The sequence below is a fragment of the Metallumcola ferriviriculae genome, assembly GCF_035573695.1.
Taxonomy (GTDB): domain Bacteria; phylum Bacillota; class JADQBR01; order JADQBR01; family JADQBR01; genus Metallumcola; species Metallumcola ferriviriculae.
Genome location: NZ_CP121694.1, coordinates 1,832,617 through 1,850,864, shown reverse-complemented (window position 1 = coordinate 1,850,864; position 18,248 = coordinate 1,832,617). Strand labels below are relative to the sequence as shown.

Annotated in this window: 14 protein-coding genes; 1 reads left to right on the top strand and 13 read right to left on the bottom strand. The window is 42.9% G+C overall.

Going from position 1 to position 18,248, the window contains the following annotated elements; all coding sequences use genetic code 11:
• Positions 1-119: 119 nt before the first annotated feature.
• From sigE to MFMK1_RS09250, 6 genes are all read right to left on the bottom strand, one after another.
• Complete coding sequence (gene sigE, locus MFMK1_RS09275) at positions 120-815, bottom strand: RNA polymerase sporulation sigma factor SigE (protein WP_366924911.1); 696 nt, start codon at positions 813-815, stop codon at positions 120-122.
• A 62-nt stretch (positions 816-877) separates the two neighbouring features.
• Positions 878-1,822 (bottom strand): sigma-E processing peptidase SpoIIGA, encoded by a 945-nt coding sequence (gene spoIIGA, locus MFMK1_RS09270; RefSeq protein ID WP_366924829.1) that lies wholly within the window; start codon positions 1,820-1,822, stop codon positions 878-880.
• A gap of 224 nt (positions 1,823-2,046) precedes the next feature.
• The gene (locus MFMK1_RS09265) at positions 2,047-4,404 is read right to left on the bottom strand and encodes a hybrid sensor histidine kinase/response regulator (protein WP_366924828.1); all 2,358 of its coding nucleotides are present in this window, start codon (positions 4,402-4,404) and stop codon (positions 2,047-2,049) included.
• Between the two features lie 586 nt (positions 4,405-4,990).
• Positions 4,991-6,043, bottom strand: a complete 1,053-nt coding sequence (ftsZ, locus tag MFMK1_RS09260; protein WP_366924827.1) for a cell division protein FtsZ — start codon at positions 6,041-6,043, stop codon at positions 4,991-4,993.
• A 23-nt stretch (positions 6,044-6,066) separates the two neighbouring features.
• Complete coding sequence (gene ftsA, locus MFMK1_RS09255) at positions 6,067-7,314, bottom strand: cell division protein FtsA (protein WP_428846295.1); 1,248 nt, start codon at positions 7,312-7,314, stop codon at positions 6,067-6,069.
• Between the two features lie 162 nt (positions 7,315-7,476).
• Complete coding sequence (locus MFMK1_RS09250; RefSeq protein ID WP_366924825.1) at positions 7,477-8,226, bottom strand: cell division protein FtsQ/DivIB; 750 nt, start codon at positions 8,224-8,226, stop codon at positions 7,477-7,479.
• 264 nt (positions 8,227-8,490) lie between these two features.
• Between MFMK1_RS09250 and MFMK1_RS09245 the strand changes: the two genes are divergently transcribed.
• Entirely contained in the window at positions 8,491-10,239 is a 1,749-nt protein-coding gene (locus MFMK1_RS09245; protein ID WP_366924824.1) for an IS1634 family transposase, read from the top strand.
• Between the two features lie 16 nt (positions 10,240-10,255).
• Here MFMK1_RS09245 and MFMK1_RS09240 read toward each other — a convergent pair whose 3' ends face one another.
• From MFMK1_RS09240 to murD, 7 genes are all read right to left on the bottom strand, one after another.
• Positions 10,256-10,549, bottom strand: a complete 294-nt coding sequence (locus tag MFMK1_RS09240) for a cell division protein FtsQ/DivIB (protein ID WP_366924823.1) — start codon at positions 10,547-10,549, stop codon at positions 10,256-10,258.
• Positions 10,550-10,625: 76 nt separating this feature from the next.
• Positions 10,626-11,891 (bottom strand): UDP-N-acetylglucosamine 1-carboxyvinyltransferase, encoded by a 1,266-nt coding sequence (gene murA / locus MFMK1_RS09235; RefSeq protein WP_366924822.1) that lies wholly within the window; start codon positions 11,889-11,891, stop codon positions 10,626-10,628.
• Between the two features lie 21 nt (positions 11,892-11,912).
• A complete protein-coding gene (gene murB, locus MFMK1_RS09230) occupies positions 11,913-12,824 on the bottom strand; it encodes a UDP-N-acetylmuramate dehydrogenase (protein ID WP_366924821.1) in 912 nt (303 codons plus the stop codon).
• The gene (murC, locus tag MFMK1_RS09225; RefSeq protein WP_366924820.1) at positions 12,821-14,200 is read right to left on the bottom strand and encodes a UDP-N-acetylmuramate--L-alanine ligase; all 1,380 of its coding nucleotides are present in this window, start codon (positions 14,198-14,200) and stop codon (positions 12,821-12,823) included. The genes murB and murC overlap by 4 nt, the downstream gene beginning before the upstream one ends.
• A 230-nt stretch (positions 14,201-14,430) precedes the next feature.
• Positions 14,431-15,546, bottom strand: coding sequence for an undecaprenyldiphospho-muramoylpentapeptide beta-N-acetylglucosaminyltransferase (gene murG / locus MFMK1_RS09220; RefSeq protein ID WP_366924819.1), 1,116 nt, complete (start codon positions 15,544-15,546; stop codon positions 14,431-14,433).
• A 239-nt stretch (positions 15,547-15,785) separates the two neighbouring features.
• Positions 15,786-16,874 (bottom strand): stage V sporulation protein E, encoded by a 1,089-nt coding sequence (gene spoVE / locus MFMK1_RS09215; RefSeq protein WP_366924818.1) that lies wholly within the window; start codon positions 16,872-16,874, stop codon positions 15,786-15,788.
• Positions 16,875-16,878: 4 nt separating this feature from the next.
• On the bottom strand, positions 16,879-18,231 hold the full coding sequence (gene murD / locus MFMK1_RS09210) for a UDP-N-acetylmuramoyl-L-alanine--D-glutamate ligase (protein WP_366924817.1): 1,353 nt from the start codon (positions 18,229-18,231) through the stop codon (positions 16,879-16,881).
• Between the last annotated feature and the right edge of the window lie 17 nt (positions 18,232-18,248).

The window sequence follows — 18,248 nt, the reverse complement described above, 5'->3', positions numbered from 1 at the left end:
CACAGGGGCTTTTATACTGAGTACTTAAGATATGAAAAAAACTTCGTCAAAAAAAACTAACCCCTGGACTTAGCAAGGGTTAGTTATAATTAACCAAATATTTTTTTGTATAATAATTATTATTCCATTCTACTAATTTCTTTACGTAAACGCTTAATGATTCTTTTCTCCAGACGGGAAATGTAGGACTGAGATATCCCCAAAAGGTCAGCAACTTCTTTTTGGGTTTTTTCTGTTCCCCCTTTACTTAGACCAAAGCGGGACTCCATAATCCTTTTTTCGCGAACATTTAGTTTCTTAATCGCGCTTCGCAGTAACTTCTTATCTACTTCCTCTTCAATTTCTTTGTAAATAATATCGTTCTCTGTTCCTAACACATCGGAAAGTAGTAATTCATTTCCGTCCCAATCAACATTCAAAGGCTCATCAAACGAGACTTCTATCCGAGTTTTACTATTCCGTCGCAAATGCATTAGAATTTCGTTTTCAATACAGCGGCTTGCATAAGTGGCTAATTTTATTTTCTTTTGAGGGTCAAATGTATTTACCGCCTTAATTAAGCCAATAGAACCAATGGATACCAGATCCTCAATACCCACACCGGTGTTTTCAAATTTCCGAGCAATGTAGACTACCAACCGAAGATTCCGTTCGATTAAGATACTTTTTACCGCGTTATCCCCTTTTTCCAGCTTCTCCAATAAAATTTTTTCCTCATCAACGGAAAGTGGCGGTGGCAGAGCTTCACTGCTGCCAACATAATGAATACTTTCAGGCCTTCTAACCAGCAGAATTATTTTCCGCTTGATAATCATCAGCCCGACCTTCATTTTCTTTAGGTTTACTAACACATTACCACCCCGTTTGATAATAAATTTTATGCAGCATCCAACAAGTCCGGGTGTAATAATGCCCGGTACTCTCCCTTGGAAGATAACCGGTGACGATAAACCGCCACCACTACATCTCTAACCTTAATGTAACTATCATCAGTGACTATCACCAAATCATCCGGTCGCAGGCCTAAGAGCATGCCCTTTTGTTGACCAATAGAGGAGAAGGGAATCATCCTGACACGGAAACCCCAATTCACATCAGTTTGCAGTCCCTTTATCATTTCCTCCAAGTTTTCCGGGCCTTTTTCAAATGCCACTTTAAAACTTTCCGGAAGTAATTCCTTTAGAGCACCATATTCCGCTATCATAACAGGCTTTTGAGTCAAAGGATCTTTCAAACTGTTGCCCGTATCCACTAAAGCCTTCAATGCCAGACGTTTATCACCAAACCGCACCACTACCGGAACCTGGAGCATAGCCCGAAGGAGATTTTTTCTAACAAAATTCCTTCCCCATCTTGCTAATAAGATGGCCACGGCTATCGCAGCGGCCAGCCAGCTAAAATGCACATTTACAAGAAAGACAATTAACCCGTTCATAGTACTATATGCCGCGGGATTATTTTGAAACAAGTAAATAGAACCGATCATGGCACCACCCATGGCAAATGCCACTAAGTATAGATTTAAAATCACACCGAAGAATTTTCTCATATCCCGAAAAGGAAAAGCTGTTGCTGCCATCACTAGAGAAATAAGCATTTTTAGCAAAAATAGTTTAAAGGTACTCACTACCACTCCGGGGACCATATAAAGCAAATAAAAAAGCAGAAGTGACGCTAGAGCGCCAATTACCGCGCCGGCAAACAATCTGGCAGCAGAAGATCGTACATGGGCAAATTTTGCAGTAGTCCACAGGATTACATAATCCATCACGAGATTAATCATAAAAACTATGTCTAGATAAACAACATCTCCCTGGACCACCTGGTTCCCTCCCATCTTGTCGCCATTGTCCTAGTTCCTCTTAAAAATTATATGAAACAACCTTCTTTGTGATGACAAGTTACAAACATAATTATAGCTCTTGCTCTTCCAAAAACTTGTCATTTTGTGTACCCAATAAAGAAAAACCCGCATTTCACGGGTATTTGAATATTAATAAACTATTTCCGGCCATAACTTTAAATCAACTATGCCGCCCTACATCCCTATAAATTAACAGGCTTACTGATAACTTGGTTGATTACGTCACTTAGTTCTTCAACTTTGTATGGCTTCGTGACTATTCCACTGAAGCCATATTTTTGATAATCAGCCATTACGGGGTCATTGGAATAGCCGCTGGACACAATTGCCTTAACCAATGGGTCGATGACCCGCAAATTTTCAACAGTCTGTCTCCCGCCCATGCCGCCGGCAATAGTTAGATCTAGCAGCACCACCTCAAAAGTCTCACCCACAGCCATGGCCTGCTCGTAAAGCGCTACTGCTTCCTTCCCTTCCGTGGCATGAATAACTTGATAGCCAAGAAAAGTCAACATATCCTGAACTACATTACGAACAGATACCTCATCATCCATCACAAGGATTTTGCCCTGCCCTTCTTTAAGTTGTTCGCGCTTCGGCTCCATCTCTGACATTACTTTTAATGACGCAGGCAGGTAAACATAGACGGTAGTGCCAGCCCCTATCTGAGATTCTAGGGTAATATATCCTCCATGATTCTTAATAATGGAATAACAGGTAGCCAGTCCCAATCCACTCCCGGTTTGCTTTGTAGTAAAATAAGGGTCAAACACCTTACAAATATGGGAATCCGGTATTCCTACCCCCTGGTCGCTAATGGAAATTTTAATATATTTCCCGGCTTTAACAGGCAGGATATTATCTTGGTCTTGGCCAAGTTCCACATTTTCCGCAGTGACCTCTATTCCCCCCCCTTCGGGCATTGCTTGAACAGCGTTGATGACTATGTTATTAATAACTCGAGTAGTCTGTCCTGCATCAATCTCTACAGGCCAAAGATCAGCGGAAATATGGTAGTCAGGGCGTACTCTGGCTCCTGATAGAGCCAACGAAATACTTTCCTCAATTAATTTGCCAACTGATACTGTACTTTTTAACGGGCTGCCGCCCTTAGCGAAAGTAAGCAGTTGTTGAGTCAGGTCCTTTGCCTGTAATGCTGCTTTTTCCGCTTCTATCAGGCGCTCAAGCAAATCACTTTTGTCATCAACTTCTGCCCTAGCCAAAGATAGGTTACCCAGCATAACTGTTAATATATTATTGAAATCGTGGGCAATGCCACCAGCAAGAAATCCCAATGATTCAAGCTTTCCAGCCCTCAGCCTCTCTTCCTCTAACCTTTTACGCATCGAAATATCTCTGATAACTGTCTGAACAGCTTGCTCACCCCGATAAATAAAAGGTACCGCCTTAACTTCAACATCCAGTAAACTGCCGTCATCTTTAATGGCCTTGTAACTGTTAAACGGAACTGTTTTACCCTGAAGAACTTTTGCAATACGCTTACCGGCAATTGCCCTATGGTCGGGGTGAATGTAGTCGATAACTGTTTTCCCGATTATTTCCTCTGTATGGTGTACACCAAATAAAGCTGCTGCCGCGGTATTGGCAAACACTACTCCACCGTCCTGATGCACTACAATGGCATCAGGGGATAGCTCAACAAGCTGCCGATAGCGCTCTTCATTTTCGCGCAAAGCTTCCTCAATTTGTTTACGCGCGACAATATCCTTAAAGTTTTCCACAATACCAAGTAGTTCACCATCGCTCCCTCGTAACGGTGCTGCAGTAATTAAAAAAGATAATTTGGTCCCATCATTTAACATTTTTTCAGTTTCACATTCTACCGTTTCTGTGCCAGCGGCTATTTGCCGCAGCGTACAGTAGTCAGTACGGCAAGCGCGCCCGGGGAAAACATCGTAGCACTTGTTGCCCAATACTTCATTTTTATCTAAATCTAACAAATCCAAGAACCTTTTATTTACCCTGATAATATTACCTTCCATATCAATTACCCGCATACCGTCAGCAGCGCATTCAAATATCTGATTTAACTCAGTATAAGCCCTGTTGACTGCTTTTTCCTTATCCTTCCGCTCACTAAGGTCACGAGCCACCGACACTATCATGTTTTTATTATTCATTTTGAACAAATGGCTATTGATTTCTACAGGAAACAGCTTACCGCTTTTGCTAATACAGTTCACTTCACAACTTGAGTCACCATGGGCTTTCAATTCATATAAAGCGTCGTGCATTATACCAATGTCTTTATCAGATACCATATCAGCCGGCAATATTTTAGCAAACTCTTCTCGACTGTATCCGTAGGTAGCACATCCGCTGTCATTGACAGCAGTACATATCGGTGTTCCGCTTTCCGGGAGCTCCCAAAGACTGATAGCGTCATTTGCTTTATTAAAAATCTCCTTGAATTTGGTTTCGCTTTCCTGCAGTGCCCTTTCTACCTCAGCCGTTGAGTACTTGAAGGCACTACTACCTTTATCTTCAAATTCTTTTGAAATGTTATTTCTGCTAATCACAAACCGGCCTCCCTAAAAATTAAAAATTTAAGTAAAAATTACATTCTAATGTTAATGAAGAATATCCTTGTAAATTACTGTCTATCTTTGTTGAAGTTTAAGTCTATTGGTCTAAAAGTCTTAAATCAGGCTATAAAACACCCGTTTTTGTAGAAACAACCTACAAGGACATAAAAAAAACGGGCAAAATGCCCGAATCATTTAGAATGAAAATATATCCCATATATGTGGCGGCCAAACCATAAAGATTAACAACGAGCAGACAACACTAAAAGTTAACGCGCCGATAAGGAGAAACGCCAGGGTTTTGGTCACAATATTTCCCAAGGGCAACTTGTAATTAACCAAGTAAAGGCTAATACTAACGCTAAAGGTAAGAACCAAAACTAAACCAATACCGACTAGCCAGGTCATAGAAACCCTCCCTCCAATGGTATCAGCATAATTATTTCCACGAAGTAAATAAAAATTAAAAGAGGCCAAGCAAATTGCTTGGCCTCCGGACTACCGTCTCAGGACACATTACCTTAAATTACTCTTTATATATTATTATAATTCATGAACATTATGCTGCAATTATAAAAAATTATCGACGCCGTAAAAATGCCGGTATTTCCAAATCGTCGTCACTGAATGGCTTAACTGTTGTCAGGTCATCTACCTTCACCGTTTCAGCGTTTGAATCCGCTTGAAAACCAGTGGCTATTACCGTAATATGAATTTCATCTTCCAAAGACTCGTCAATCACGGCACCAAAGATGATATTTGCCTCGGGATCTGCAGCATTGGCAATAATCTCCGCCGCTTCATTCACCTCAAAGAGACCTAAATTACTGCCGCCCGTAATGTTAAGCAGCACTCCCTTAGCTCCTTCGATTGATGTCTCTAATAATGGACTAGAGATGGCCATTTTCGCTGCCTCAACCGCTCTTTTGTCCCCTGCGGCACGGCCGATACCCATCAAAGCTGACCCGGTACCCACCATAATAGTTTTAACATCTGCAAAGTCTAAGTTTATCAAACCGGGTACGGCAATCAAGTCAGAGATACCTTGAACACCCTGACGGAGAACATCATCTGCAATACGAAATGCCTCACTAATGGATGTCTTCTTATCCACAACCTGAAGCAATTTGTCATTGGGAATGGTAATCAAGGTATCCACCTGATTACGTAGGTCTTCAATACCTGAATCCGCCTGCTTATGCCTTTTGCGGCCTTCAAAGGTAAACGGCCTGGTGACCACACCCACTGTCAAAGCGCCGGCCTGCCGCGCTACTTCAGCAACAACCGGAGCAGCACCGGTTCCTGTTCCACCGCCCATACCGGCAGTGACAAATACCATATCTGCCCCTTCCACACTCTTAGTAATTTCGTCCTTGCTTTCTTCTGCAGCTTTTTTGCCAACTTCCGGGTCCGCGCCGGCACCTAACCCTTTGGTAAGCTTTGTACCAATCTGCATCTTATGGTCGGCTTTAGATAGCTTTAAAGCCTGAAAATCCGTATTCAGACTAATAAACTCCACACCCTGCAAACCGGCTAATATCATCCGGTTTACTGCATTATTACCACCGCCACCCACACCAATAACTTTAATTTTTGCCAGTTGAGTGTTTTCCACCTCTTCAAATTCAAGCATGGCAGAACCTCCTTCTCAGTCGCCTAAAATCCAAAAAATTCTTTAAACCAAGCTGAAAACTTGCCCCATAAACCGCTGAAAAATTCTTCATCCCCTGCAGCGGCATCAACATAGGCAAGCCTATAAGCTCCGTATTTCACCAATCCAATAGCAGTAGCATAGGTTGGGCTGCTTGCTATATCAGAAAGCCCCCCTACACCTTCTGGGCTACCAATACGAACAGGTAAATCCAGTTCTTCAGCAGCAAGCTGCACCAATCCCTCAAGCCCAGCTACACCGCCTGTAATGATCATACCGCCGGGCAGCATTCCCTGATAACCTGAGCGATTGAGCTTGTCTTTTACCATTGTCAAAATTTCAGTTATTCTTGGTTCTATTATTGATGCCAAAAACTTCTTGGATACCTGCCGAGTTTCTATGCTACCCACACTAGTTACTGCAATATATTCATCATCAGGCATAAGCTGGGTCAACACGCACCCGTGTTCAATCTTTACCTTCTCTGCCACGTCAATTGGTGCCCGTAACCCCACAGCTAAATCACTTGTTACATGGTCACCGCCCACTGGAATAATACCAGACCACCATAGGCTTCCTTGTTCAAAAATAGCCATTTCGGTAGTTCCGCCACCAATATCCACTAACACACAGCCTAAATCCTTTTCAGCGGGCATCAAAACAGCATGAGCGGAAGCCAACGGGTTTAGTACCAAGTCCACCACTTGTAAACCTGCCCTTGTTACACTTTTAAGGATATTTTGAATAGCGGTGGCAATTCCGGTAACAATTTGGGTTTCTACCTCTAGCCGTTCACCAGACATACCCACCGGGTCAACTATCCCATCATTACCATCGACAATATACTGCCGGGCTAGACAGTGAATTATCCGTTGGTCCGAAGGTAATGTGACCACTTTAGCCGCTTGAAGTACCCTGTCCACATCCTCTACGGAAACTTCCCTGTCCGGATTTGATATGGCTATGACACCTTTACTGTTAAGAGACTTGATATGCTGACCACCAATACCAACACATACGCCGGAAATCTGAACACCACTCATTCGTTCAGCTGTCTCCACGGCTTTTCTTATGTCGCGCACAGTACTGTCAATATCCACGATAGTACCTTTTCGCAAGCCGGTGGCCTTTGTTTCTCCCATACCCACTAAATTAATTTTTCCATACTCATCAACTTCACTGACCGTTATTACCACTTTTGATGTTCCTATATCAAGGCCTACCACCACGTTCTCCCGAGCCAAGTAACGCACCTCCAGACGGGACGTCCGTTTCTTTCAGTGGATAATTCTTACACCTCATGGAATTCAACAAGACTCCAAGGATTTCCTTTTTTTAAATCGCTTTTTTTTAAGCATTTTTTCACGTATATTCTCCAATTTTGTAAGCAGTTTTGGATGCTTATTCTTTCAGTCTCAGTTATATTTCACCACAGGGTTACCTTGAAAACTAACATCCACATACTTTAAAGTTTTACCGTCATTTATTGCTTGTTGGCGAATCTGCTTGAACCATTGCAGTTTCCTTCCCACATCTGAACCCTCCCCCATTACTACTTTGACTCCATCTATTGTGTACATAATTATGGAATACCCAGATGTGACAACAATTTCTGAAAATAAAGCATTGTCATCCCCGGCTAAACTGCCCACAACCGCCAATGCCTCGGACACTCCCTTCCCTGATAATTTTTCACCCGGCGCCAATGAAGGCGGTACCTCAACACCACTTATCAAGGGAAAAGAATAATCAGTAATTTTCTCTGCAAGACTTATGTAATAACCTTCATTATCCAACAGCATGAAACCACCACGTGAACTTAATAACGCTGCAGGTTTCCTCTCCTTAACATTAATGGTCACGCTGTCCGGAAATTTCACCCTGACCTCAACCTTGGCCACCATAGCACTTAATTCTATCTTCTTTTCAACCTGGTTGATGTCTATTTTAAAGGGATTCATTCCTTTGGTAATGCCGGATAAATCAAGCACCGTTTGCGGTGCCATTTGGTCAATGCCGTTTACTATTATTTGATCTACTGTAAAAAACGCTGAATTAAGAAAAAAATAAACTGCCACCAATAGCAACATGACAAACAGTAATGCCTGGAGCAGTTTCGACCGCTTATGGCTTTCATTTTCTTTTCTAGTTACAACCCTTGTCATATTCACCCCTCCAGTTTTATTATACCAGCGCTGGTAAAACCTGTCCAAAAAAACATTAAAAAAAGCAGCTCCTCTGTCAGCTGCGAAACCCATTGTTGACGCGAACTATTCGTGCGCCTAAATCCGGATCTTTGACAGTTAAATAGAGAAAAAATCCTCGAAAGCCTTGATATAGGCTTATTTTTTTGTCAAATTTATCATTTAAGTATATCGCACTTTATCGCACTGTGTTATAATATAAGGGTAAGGAGGCGATGTTAATAAATGAGACTTAAGGTGACCAAATCCAAAAATGCAGCTTCACTATATGTAATAAAATCCGTTTACAACAGTAAAACTCAATCAAATTCCTCTAAGATCGTTGAAAAGCTCGGAACAGAAATTGAACTCCGTGAAAAACTTAATGGGGCAGATCCATATAAATGGGCTAAAGAATATATTAAAAAGCTTAATGAAAAAGAAAAGGAACAAACACGGGAAATACTTGTACCGTTTAAACAGTCAAAGCTTATTGATAAAGGTGAAAAACGTTCTTTTAACGGTGGGTACCTATTCCTTCAAAAAATATATCATGAGCTTAAGCTGGATAAAATTTGTAAGGATATTTCCCAAAAGTATAAATTTGATTTTGACTTGAATTCCATTCTATCAAGATTGATTTATGGTAGAGTGATCTTCCCTTCCTCAAAACTTGCTACATATGAGCTTTCTAAAAAACTTATAGAGCAACCTAATTTTGATTTACATCAAATATACAGAGCCCTCGAAGTTCTCGCTAAGGAAACAGGTTTTATCCAGTCTTCCTTGTACGAAAACAGCTTGAAGGTTTCTAAAAGAAATACCGGCGTTCTTTACTATGATTGCACCAATTACTTTTTCGAAATTGAACAGGAAGATGGCAATAAACAATATGGTCCATCAAAAGACCACAAGCCAAATCCAATAGTTCAAATGGGCCTTTTTATGGACGGAGACGGTATTCCGCTTGCTTTCAGCATCAACAGAGGAAATATGAATGAGCAGCTCACGTTAAAGCCATTGGAAAAGAAAATTATTTCTGATTTTGAGCTTTCTAAATTCATCGTCTGCACTGATGCAGGGCTGGCTTCTGAAGATAATCGAAAGTTTAACGACAAAGATGGTCGAGCTTTTATTACAACACAGTCAATAAAAAAATTAAAAGCGCACCTAAAAAAATGGGCTCTTGATGCTGAAGGCTGGAAACTTTCGGGTAGTGATAAAACCTATGACATTTCTAAGCTTGATGAAATGATGGATAAAGCTACTCCTGAAGAAAAAGCAAAAATCATATCAAAAGTATTTTACAAGGAGCGTTGGATTAAAGAAAACGACTTTGAACAACGGCTTATTGTAACCTATTCAATCAAATACCGGGATTACCAGCGTAAAATCCGCAATTCCCAAATAGAAAGGGCTCAAAAGTTAATAGAAAACAATCCGACAAAAATCAAGAAATGCAATGCTAACGATTACAAAAGGTTTATTAACAAAACAAGCTGTACTCCTGATGGAGAAGTCGCAGAAAAAGAGATCTACAGCATTGATTCTACTCTCATCGAGAAAGAGGAAGCCTTTGATGGTTTTTATGGTGTTTGTACAAACCTTGAGGATGATGTATCTGAAATCATTAAGGTAAATCATAGGAGATGGGAGATTGAGGAATGTTTTAGGATTATGAAAAGTGAATTCAAAGCAAGACCTGTATTCTTAAAAAAAGACGACAGAATTGAAGCACATTTCATCACATGCTTTATATCGTTAATTATTTATAGGCTACTTGAAAAGCGACTTAACGAGGAATTCACCTGTAGTGAGATTGTCTCTGGGCTAAGGGATATGGAATTCTTTGAAATTAAAGGCGAGGGCTATGTTCCAACCTACACTAGAACTAATTTTACCGATGCCTTACATGAAGCTTTTGGATTCCGAACTGATTATCAGATTGTTTCTACACAAAATATGAAAACAATTTTTAAAGACACAAAAAAATAAAAAAAGTACGCACTTTTTACATCAATCTGACCTCAACCTTGGCCACCATAGCACTTAATTCTATCTTCTTTTCAACCTGGTTGATGTCTATTTTAAAGGGATTCATTCCTTTGGTAATGCCGGATAAATCAAGCACCGTTTGCGGTGCCATTTGGTCAATGCCGTTTACTATTATTTGATCTACTGTAAAAAACGCTGAATTAAGAAAAAAATAAACTGCCACCAATAGCAACATGACAAACAGTAATGCCTGGAGCAGTTTCGACCGCTTATGGCTTTCATTTTCTTTTCTAGTTACAACCCTTGTCATATTCACCCCTCCAGTTTTATTATACCAGCGCTGGTAAAACCTGTCCAAAAAAACATTAAAAAAAGCAGCTCCTCTGTCAGCTGCGAAACCCATTGTTGACGCGAACTATTCGTGCGCCTAAATCCGTATATTTTTGTTCTAAATTTTCATAACCCCGGTCGATATGATGTACATTTTCAACAACAGTGATATCATTAGCAGCCATTCCCGCCAGCACCAATGCTGCCCCTGCTCGCAGATCCGGCGCCTCCACCAAAGCGCCACTGAGCTTCGGTACCCCCTTAATAATGCCGAGGTTTCCTTCTAATTTTATGTGCGCCCCCATTCGTCTCAATTCGTCTACATGCCTGAAGCGATTTTCGAAAATGCTTTCGGACACAATACCTGTTCCTTGGGAGATACTCATCAGCACCATCATCTGCGGCTGCATATCAGTGGGAAATCCCGGGTAAGGCATAGTCTTGATGTCAATTGGACCCGGCCTTTGCCTTGATATGATTTCAATACTGTTATCCTTTTCCTGTACTTCAATACCCGCCTCCCTCAATTTAGCGATGACTGGCTCTACGTGTTCAGGAATAACATCAATTAGTTTCATCTTACCGCCGGTAACCGCTGCTGCCAACATATGGGTGCCAGCTTCTATTCTATCAGGAATTACTTCATGTTCAACAGGCCTTAATCTGTTTACCCCTAGAATGCGAATAACATCCATACCCGCACCGGTAACCTTTGCCCCCATCAAATTCAAAAAGTTCTGAAGATCCACAATCTCCGGTTCTCTAGCCGCGTTATGCAATATAGTTTCACCATGTATCAAACTGGCAGCCATCATTATGTTCTCAGTGGCGCCAACGCTGGGAACATCTAGGTGAATATCGGCACCGGCCAATTTATTCCCCTTGGCGTAAATATAGCCAAACTTTTCTGATACCTGTACGCCTAAATTCTGAAAACCCTTGGTATGCAAATCCATCGGCCGTGATCCTATGGCACATCCTCCCGGATAGGCCGCCTGCACTTCGCCATAGCGAGCAATTAATGGGCCCATAACTAGATTTGAGGCGCGCAGCTTTCTCATTAAAACTTCAGTAATTCTTTGAGGGTTTACGCCCCGGGTATCTATTGTTAACGCGGAACCCTCTTTGCTCGTCTTAGCACCGAGAAATTGTAATACTTGTTCCATAACCAGTACATCCCTTAACCTAGGGACATTGTGTATTACAGTCTGACCATCACATAATAGCGATGCAGCCATAATCGGCAAAACTGCATTCTTCGAACCGCTTACTTTCACAGTTCCCTTAAGCTTTGTTCCCCCCATGATAATTAACTTCTCCATGAAGCTCCACCTCCCGCTGCGTCATTTCTCATCGCCGATTACGTGGACTTCCGGTTCCAAACAAATGTTAAATTTCTGTTCAACCTCCTCTTGTATGGTTTTAATTAAAGACAAGATTTCCTGTGCCGATGCTTTTCCTTCATTCACGATAAAATTGGCATGCTTTAAGGAAACCTTTGCATCGCCACACTCTGCCTCCTTTAACCCCGCTTTTTCAATAAGATAGCCCGCTGTATAGTCTGGCGGATTTTTAAACACACTGCCGGCGTTTGGGCTGCTAATCGGTTGGCGGTCTTTTCGTTGTTCCAATAACCGTTCCATCTTCTGCCAAATATCAAGTCCCCGCCCCCGTTTGAGCTGTAATGTTGCCTGAAGAACAATATTATACGGGGAATATAACTTAGAAGACCGATAGCCAAATCCTAATTCTTCCCTAGAAAGAGATGTCTTTTGCCCATCTTTGTTAATCACTCTAACGGCTTTGATTATATCCTCTAAAGCATTGCCGGGGATACCCGCATTCATCACCACCGCGCCCCCCAAACTGGCCGGTATTCCAACCGCAAACTCCAGACCGCTGAGCTGATGAGAAGCCGCTTCCCGACTCAATCTAGGTAAGATTGTCGCAGCACCCGCTATAACTTCAGTACCTTGAATAGACACCTTGTTAAATTCTCCGCCAAGACGCATCACTACCCCGCGAACACCGCCGTCCAATACCAGTAAATTTGACCCATTTCCTATCAGGGTCAGGGGCAGATGATGCCTTTCTACAAAGTCCAAACAGAATAAAACATCGTCTTCATTTTCAGCTTCTGCATAAAAATCTGCGGCCCCTCCAACCCGCCAAGTAGTATATTTTGCTAGCGGTTCATTTTGCAGGCACTTGCCGGAAAGACCGAATTTCAATTGTCGAAACAGATCCGCACTCATTTTGCCCCCCCATTAATTCCCAGGCGCTCTACTATCATCTCCGCCACCTTCCAGACATCCCCGGCACCTAGAGTAAGTATCAGGTCACCCGGGCGAACAGTCTTTTCCAGAAGTGAAACAATGTTTTCTTTTCCCGATACCATTTCTGCTTGCTGCCGGTGGCTTAGTTCCTGATAGATTAACTTACTGGACACTCCTTCTACGGGCCCTTCTCCCGCACTATATACATCATCTAAGATTACCAAATCCGCTTGTTGAAAAGCCTGCCCAAATTCACGGTATAACTGCTTGGTGCGCGTGTATCGATGCGGTTGAAATACTGCTATTATTCTTTGCACATCGGTATCCTTTGCCGCATTAACGGTAGCTTTTATTTCCGTAGGGTGATGTGCATAATCGTCCACTACCCAAATACCGCCTCCCCGGCCAATGGTCTGAAAGCGCCGCCCCACCCCCTTGAAATTACTCAAGGAATTTGCTATTTGTTCAAAAGAAAGACCCAATTGAAAAGCTACGGCAATACCGGCAAGAGCATTTAGTAGATTGTGTCTTCCGGGTACTGCGAGGTTTAATTTTCCGAGACAGCTATCTCCATACCAGATATCAGCAGTTGTACCACCATTCACCTCAATGTTACGGGCGGTAAAATCAGCATATTCATTAGTACCGTAGGTTAGTAAAGGTACCTTTACCTCTCTAGCCATCCTTCTTAAAAACAGGTCATCCGTACATAGAACTACTAACCCATCTTCAGGAACCTTACTCACAAATTGCTTAAAGGCAGTTTGAATATTTTCTAAAGATTGGTAATAGTCCATATGGTCATCTTCAACATTGGTAACAATTGCCACATGAGGATAAAGCTTTAAAAAAGAACCGTCACTTTCATCGGCCTCTGCTACTAAATAGTCCCCTTTTCCCCGGCGAGAATTACCGTTAAACGCCGTAACATACCCCCCGACAACCACCGTGGGGTCAAGACCATTTTCCAATAATATCATTCCTATCATTGCACTGGTGGTAGTTTTCCCATGGGCTCCAGAAATGGCAATGCCTTTCTGTTTGTTCATCATCTTACTAAGCATATCCGCCCGATGTATGATCGGTATCCCACGCTGTTTTGCCGCCTGAACCTCCGAGTTTTCCAGGGATATAGCCGTAGAAAATACTACTCTTTCCGCGTTAGCAGGCAAATTACTTGCATTGTGACCGATTAATATTTGAGCACCCATTTCTCTAAGCCGTGAAACAACGGGTGAATCATTTAAATCAGAACCGGATACCGGGCAACCAGATTGGAGCAAAACAGTAGCAATAGCACTCATCCCTGCTCCACCTATCCCAATGAAATGTGTTAGACCAAATTCTGCTGACATAGCTGCCACCTCACTCCATTTATGACATATTCGAAAATCCTCGCCTCTTTCAGCGGTTTCCCAATTGTGCCTTAAACACCAAGTTGAAAAGTCTTTTTTATACTCAAGAGCACAAGTACGACTAAGCCAGCACGCTGACAAGTCTCCTATGCCTACGGCGGACTTTCGGCCATCCATTTATGACATTGTTATTGATACACTCATATTATGCAGTTATCTTCGTGGTGTGACTAGACTGAGATACAACTAACAATCTCTTTGACAATTTGTTCAAGCGCCTCGGGTTTACCACACTTTTGGGACGATTGGGACATTGTTTCAAGTACTTTTCTCTTTGATAGCAGGTCTTCTACCTTGTCCACTAATATACCTTTAGATAGCTCTTCGTCAGCCACCATTAGTGCTGCACCCTTTTTAACCAATGACCTAGCGTTATATTCCTGATGGTTATCCGTAGCATAAGGGTATGGTACCAAGATTGAAGCAATACCCCGCGCAGTAATTTCGGCCAGAAACGTAGCGCCTGCCCGGGAAATAATCAAATCCGCTGTCGCCAATGCTGCCGCAACCTGGTGCAAATAGGGTTTTATGGTAATATTGCCCACCTGGCCCGATTTTATTCCATCCTGCTGCAGCCGTTCAATAACCCAATCATATTGGCTTTCGCCGGTGGCCCAAATCAACTGGAGCCTGGGGTTGGCCGCAACTTTTGCTGCCAACGGCAAAACCGCCTGGTTAATGCTTTTTGCTCCCTGACTGCCGCCCACCACCATCAAGGTGAGCCTGTCCGGCGAAACACCAAGTATTTCTGCCCCCTTTTTCCGGGAAATATCAATAATTTCCCGACGCACAGGCAGACCGGTAGTAATCACCTTTCCGCGTTGGCGACCAAAATACTGTTTCGATTCAGCAAAATTGACTAAAATCTTCTGTGCAAAAGGAGCTAACCATCGATTGGTTTTTCCCGGAAAGGCATTTTGTTCATGTAGTATACTGGGTACACGCAGCACGGCCGCCGCCAAAATAACCGGGGCACAGACATATCCACCGGTCCCCACCACAACGTCAGGCCTAAATTCTTTTAACAGTTTTACCGCCTGAGCTGCTGCCCCGGTGGTTTGCCCCGCCCAAACAATAGTATCCAGCGAAAGCTTGCGCTTCAAACCGCTAACGTTGACAGTCTTGAAGCGAATACCCTCCCTGGGAACTAATTTTGACTCTAACCCGTAAGGCGTACCAACATAAAGTAACTCAACCCCGGGATAATCCTTTGTCAGCGCACCACTAACCGCTAGTGCTGGGTAAATGTGCCCCCCGGTTCCCCCACCGGAAAATAAGACTCGCATAAAATCACCACACTTTGTTACAACTTGTCCCGTTTAAAGAACAAAAGCATTTCATGCCTTCCGGCACTTAAAGGTAATGCTTTTGTTCTTACCCAGGGAACCCCTGGTTCCCTAGGTCGCTTCGCTGTGACCCTCCTGCATTTAACATAAGGGGGCAAGCCCCCTTAACAACCCCCATGTATAGGAAATTATCCACAACCCATAATTTCCTATACATTGAAAAAATGTAGCTGCTGAATTTAGGTATACCGTGATATGTTCAGCAGCATTCCTACCCCTACCAAACTAAGAGTCAAGGAAGAACCACCATAACTGATAAAGGGCAGGGTTATTCCAGTAACGGGCATGGACCCTGTCACCACAGCAATATTAATTAATGCCTGAATGGTCACCATTAAGGTTATCCCCGCAGCAAGGAGACTGCCATAATTGTCTCTGATGGTCACCGCAACGCGAAAGCCACGCCAGATAAAGATGAAAAATAAGATTAGGACGATAACAGCACCGATAAATCCCAGTTCTTCACCTAAAATTGCGTAAATAAAGTCCGTATGTCGCTCAGGGAGATAAAAAAGTTTCTGCTTGCTCTGACCCAGACCCACGCCAAAGAACCCGCCCGAGCCCAGGGCCAGCAATGACTGAATGGTTTGCCAACCGGTATCGCTGGGATTTTTCCAAGGATCCCAAAAGGCCACAAACCTTTCCATGCGATAAGGCTCGAGAATAATTGCCAGGATAACCAAGCCCACACCTGCAACAGCTAAAAAACTTAAATGACTCTTTTTTGCACCGGCTATCAAAAATAGTAAATATGTCGTACCGGCAATGGCCACTGCAGTGCCCAAATCCGGCTGGGCAAGTATCAATAGACAAACTCCGCTTAAGATACCTAGATGCGGCATTAATCCCTTGCTAAATTCCGTGAGACGCTCGCCGCGCTCAGACAAGCGTTTGGCCATATACATGACCATAGCCAGTTTCATTATTTCAGAAGGTTGAAAACCAATGGGACCAATCCCCAACCAACGGGTGGAACCGTTTTTAGCCACTCCCACTGCCAGAACTGTTATTAAGAGAACAACGGAAACAGTAAATATGGGCCGTACATATTTTTTAACCTGGCGGTAGTCAATATTCATGGTAAAAACCATGGCTGCCACACCCAACAACGCCCACAAAAGCTGCTTTTTTAAGTAATAATAAGCATCCCCATACGTCATATACGACGAATAGGCGCTGGCACTGAACACCATTACAATTCCCACGCTCAGTAGAAGCAGGGTGACAAAAAATATTAAAAAATCCGGAGATTTGCGCTTACCTGGCAAAGCTCTACCCCCTCAAGCTATTTACCAACTCTTTAAACAATTTTCCCCGTTCCTCATAGCTGCCAAACATATCCCAACTGGCACAGGCAGGAGATAAAAGTACAATATCTCCTGGTTCAGCCAATTCCTCAGCCAAAGGAACTGCACGCTGATAATCAGACACCTGATGAACCCTGGTGAAGCCAATGTTACTTAATGCGTGCTGAATTTCATCCGCGGCCTCGCCTAGCAGGATTACATCCTTGGCCCGGGCTTTGATTAACTGAGCAAACTCACTAAAATCACTGCCTTTATTCTTGCCGCCTGCAATAAGTATAATCGGATTTGGAAAAGCCTCTAATGCCTTAATTGACGCATCAGGATTAGTGCCTTTGGAATCATTTATGTATCTCACTTGATTAATCTCACGGACAAATTCCAAACGATGTTCTACCCCAGGAAATGCCGCAAGCGTCTCTTTTAACTGTGCTGCAGTCAGTCCCAATGCCCATCCGGCAGCAACGGCAGCCAAAGCATTGTCGATATTATGGGCACCCTTGATGCCAACTTCCTCCACAGAGATTACTTGTAAGTCTTCTTCCTGTTTAATAGTAATAAAACCATTGTCCACAGAAACTCCTGTTTTTAAGGTATGTTTGCTGCTGAAAAATATCACCTGTCCCGATGCTTCTGCCGCTAATTTTCTTACTTTTGGATCATCATAATTAAGAACTGTATAGTCGGCCAAATTCTGCGCCTTAAAAATTCTAGCTTTGGTTGCAATATAATTTTCCATGGTACCATGACGGTCTAGGTGGTCCGGAGTAATATTCAAAATCACTGCAACCCGAGGGTGAAATTTTTCTACCCATTCAAGTTGGAAACTACTCACCTCTGCTACAGTTACATGCTTATCTGTGGTTTTCTGCACTTCCCCGACCAGCGGCGTACCTATGTTGCCGCCCACCACCGTTGGTACACCGGCTTGAATAAACATTTCACCAATCAGTGCCGTAGTGGTTGTTTTACCATTTGTCCCGGTTACCGCCACTATCGGACCCTGGATAAACAGGGCAGCCAATTCTAGCTCGCTCCAAACAGGGATACCCACATTCGCCGCCTGGATAAATGGCTGAACATCTGCAGGAACTCCGGGACTGGCAATTACCAGGTCAAAGTTCCCCTCTACCGGTGGATACCCTCCGGTAACAATTTCGATATCCGCTCTACTTAAGTTGTTAATCGGCTCTTGCAACGCATCCGCCTGTTTAATATCACAAATTGTTACTATCGCTGCTTCTCGGGCCAACATCGTCGCGGCAGCCACACCACTTCGCGCCATACCTACCACTAATACCTTACTTTTTTTTAGCTCCATAAATTATCACCTCTTTA

Bases quoted from the DNA above. Each gene is read 5' to 3' on its own strand.
- sigE (WP_366924911.1), bottom strand. From the start codon at position 815: ATGATTATCAAGCGGAAAATAATTCTGCTGGTTAGAAGGCCTGAAAGT.
- ftsZ (WP_366924827.1), bottom strand. From the start codon at position 6,043: ATGCTTGAATTTGAAGAGGTGGAAAACACTCAACTGGCAAAAATTAAA.
- MFMK1_RS09250 (WP_366924825.1), bottom strand. From the start codon at position 8,226: ATGACAAGGGTTGTAACTAGAAAAGAAAATGAAAGCCATAAGCGGTCG.
- MFMK1_RS09245 (WP_366924824.1), top strand. From the start codon at position 8,491: ATGAGACTTAAGGTGACCAAATCCAAAAATGCAGCTTCACTATATGTA.
- MFMK1_RS09240 (WP_366924823.1), bottom strand. From the start codon at position 10,549: ATGACAAGGGTTGTAACTAGAAAAGAAAATGAAAGCCATAAGCGGTCG.
- murA (WP_366924822.1), bottom strand. From the start codon at position 11,891: ATGGAGAAGTTAATTATCATGGGGGGAACAAAGCTTAAGGGAACTGTG.
- murB (WP_366924821.1), bottom strand. From the start codon at position 12,824: ATGAGTGCGGATCTGTTTCGACAATTGAAATTCGGTCTTTCCGGCAAG.
- murC (WP_366924820.1), bottom strand. From the start codon at position 14,200: ATGTCAGCAGAATTTGGTCTAACACATTTCATTGGGATAGGTGGAGCA.
- murG (WP_366924819.1), bottom strand. From the start codon at position 15,546: ATGCGAGTCTTATTTTCCGGTGGGGGAACCGGGGGGCACATTTACCCA.
- murD (WP_366924817.1), bottom strand. From the start codon at position 18,231: ATGGAGCTAAAAAAAAGTAAGGTATTAGTGGTAGGTATGGCGCGAAGT.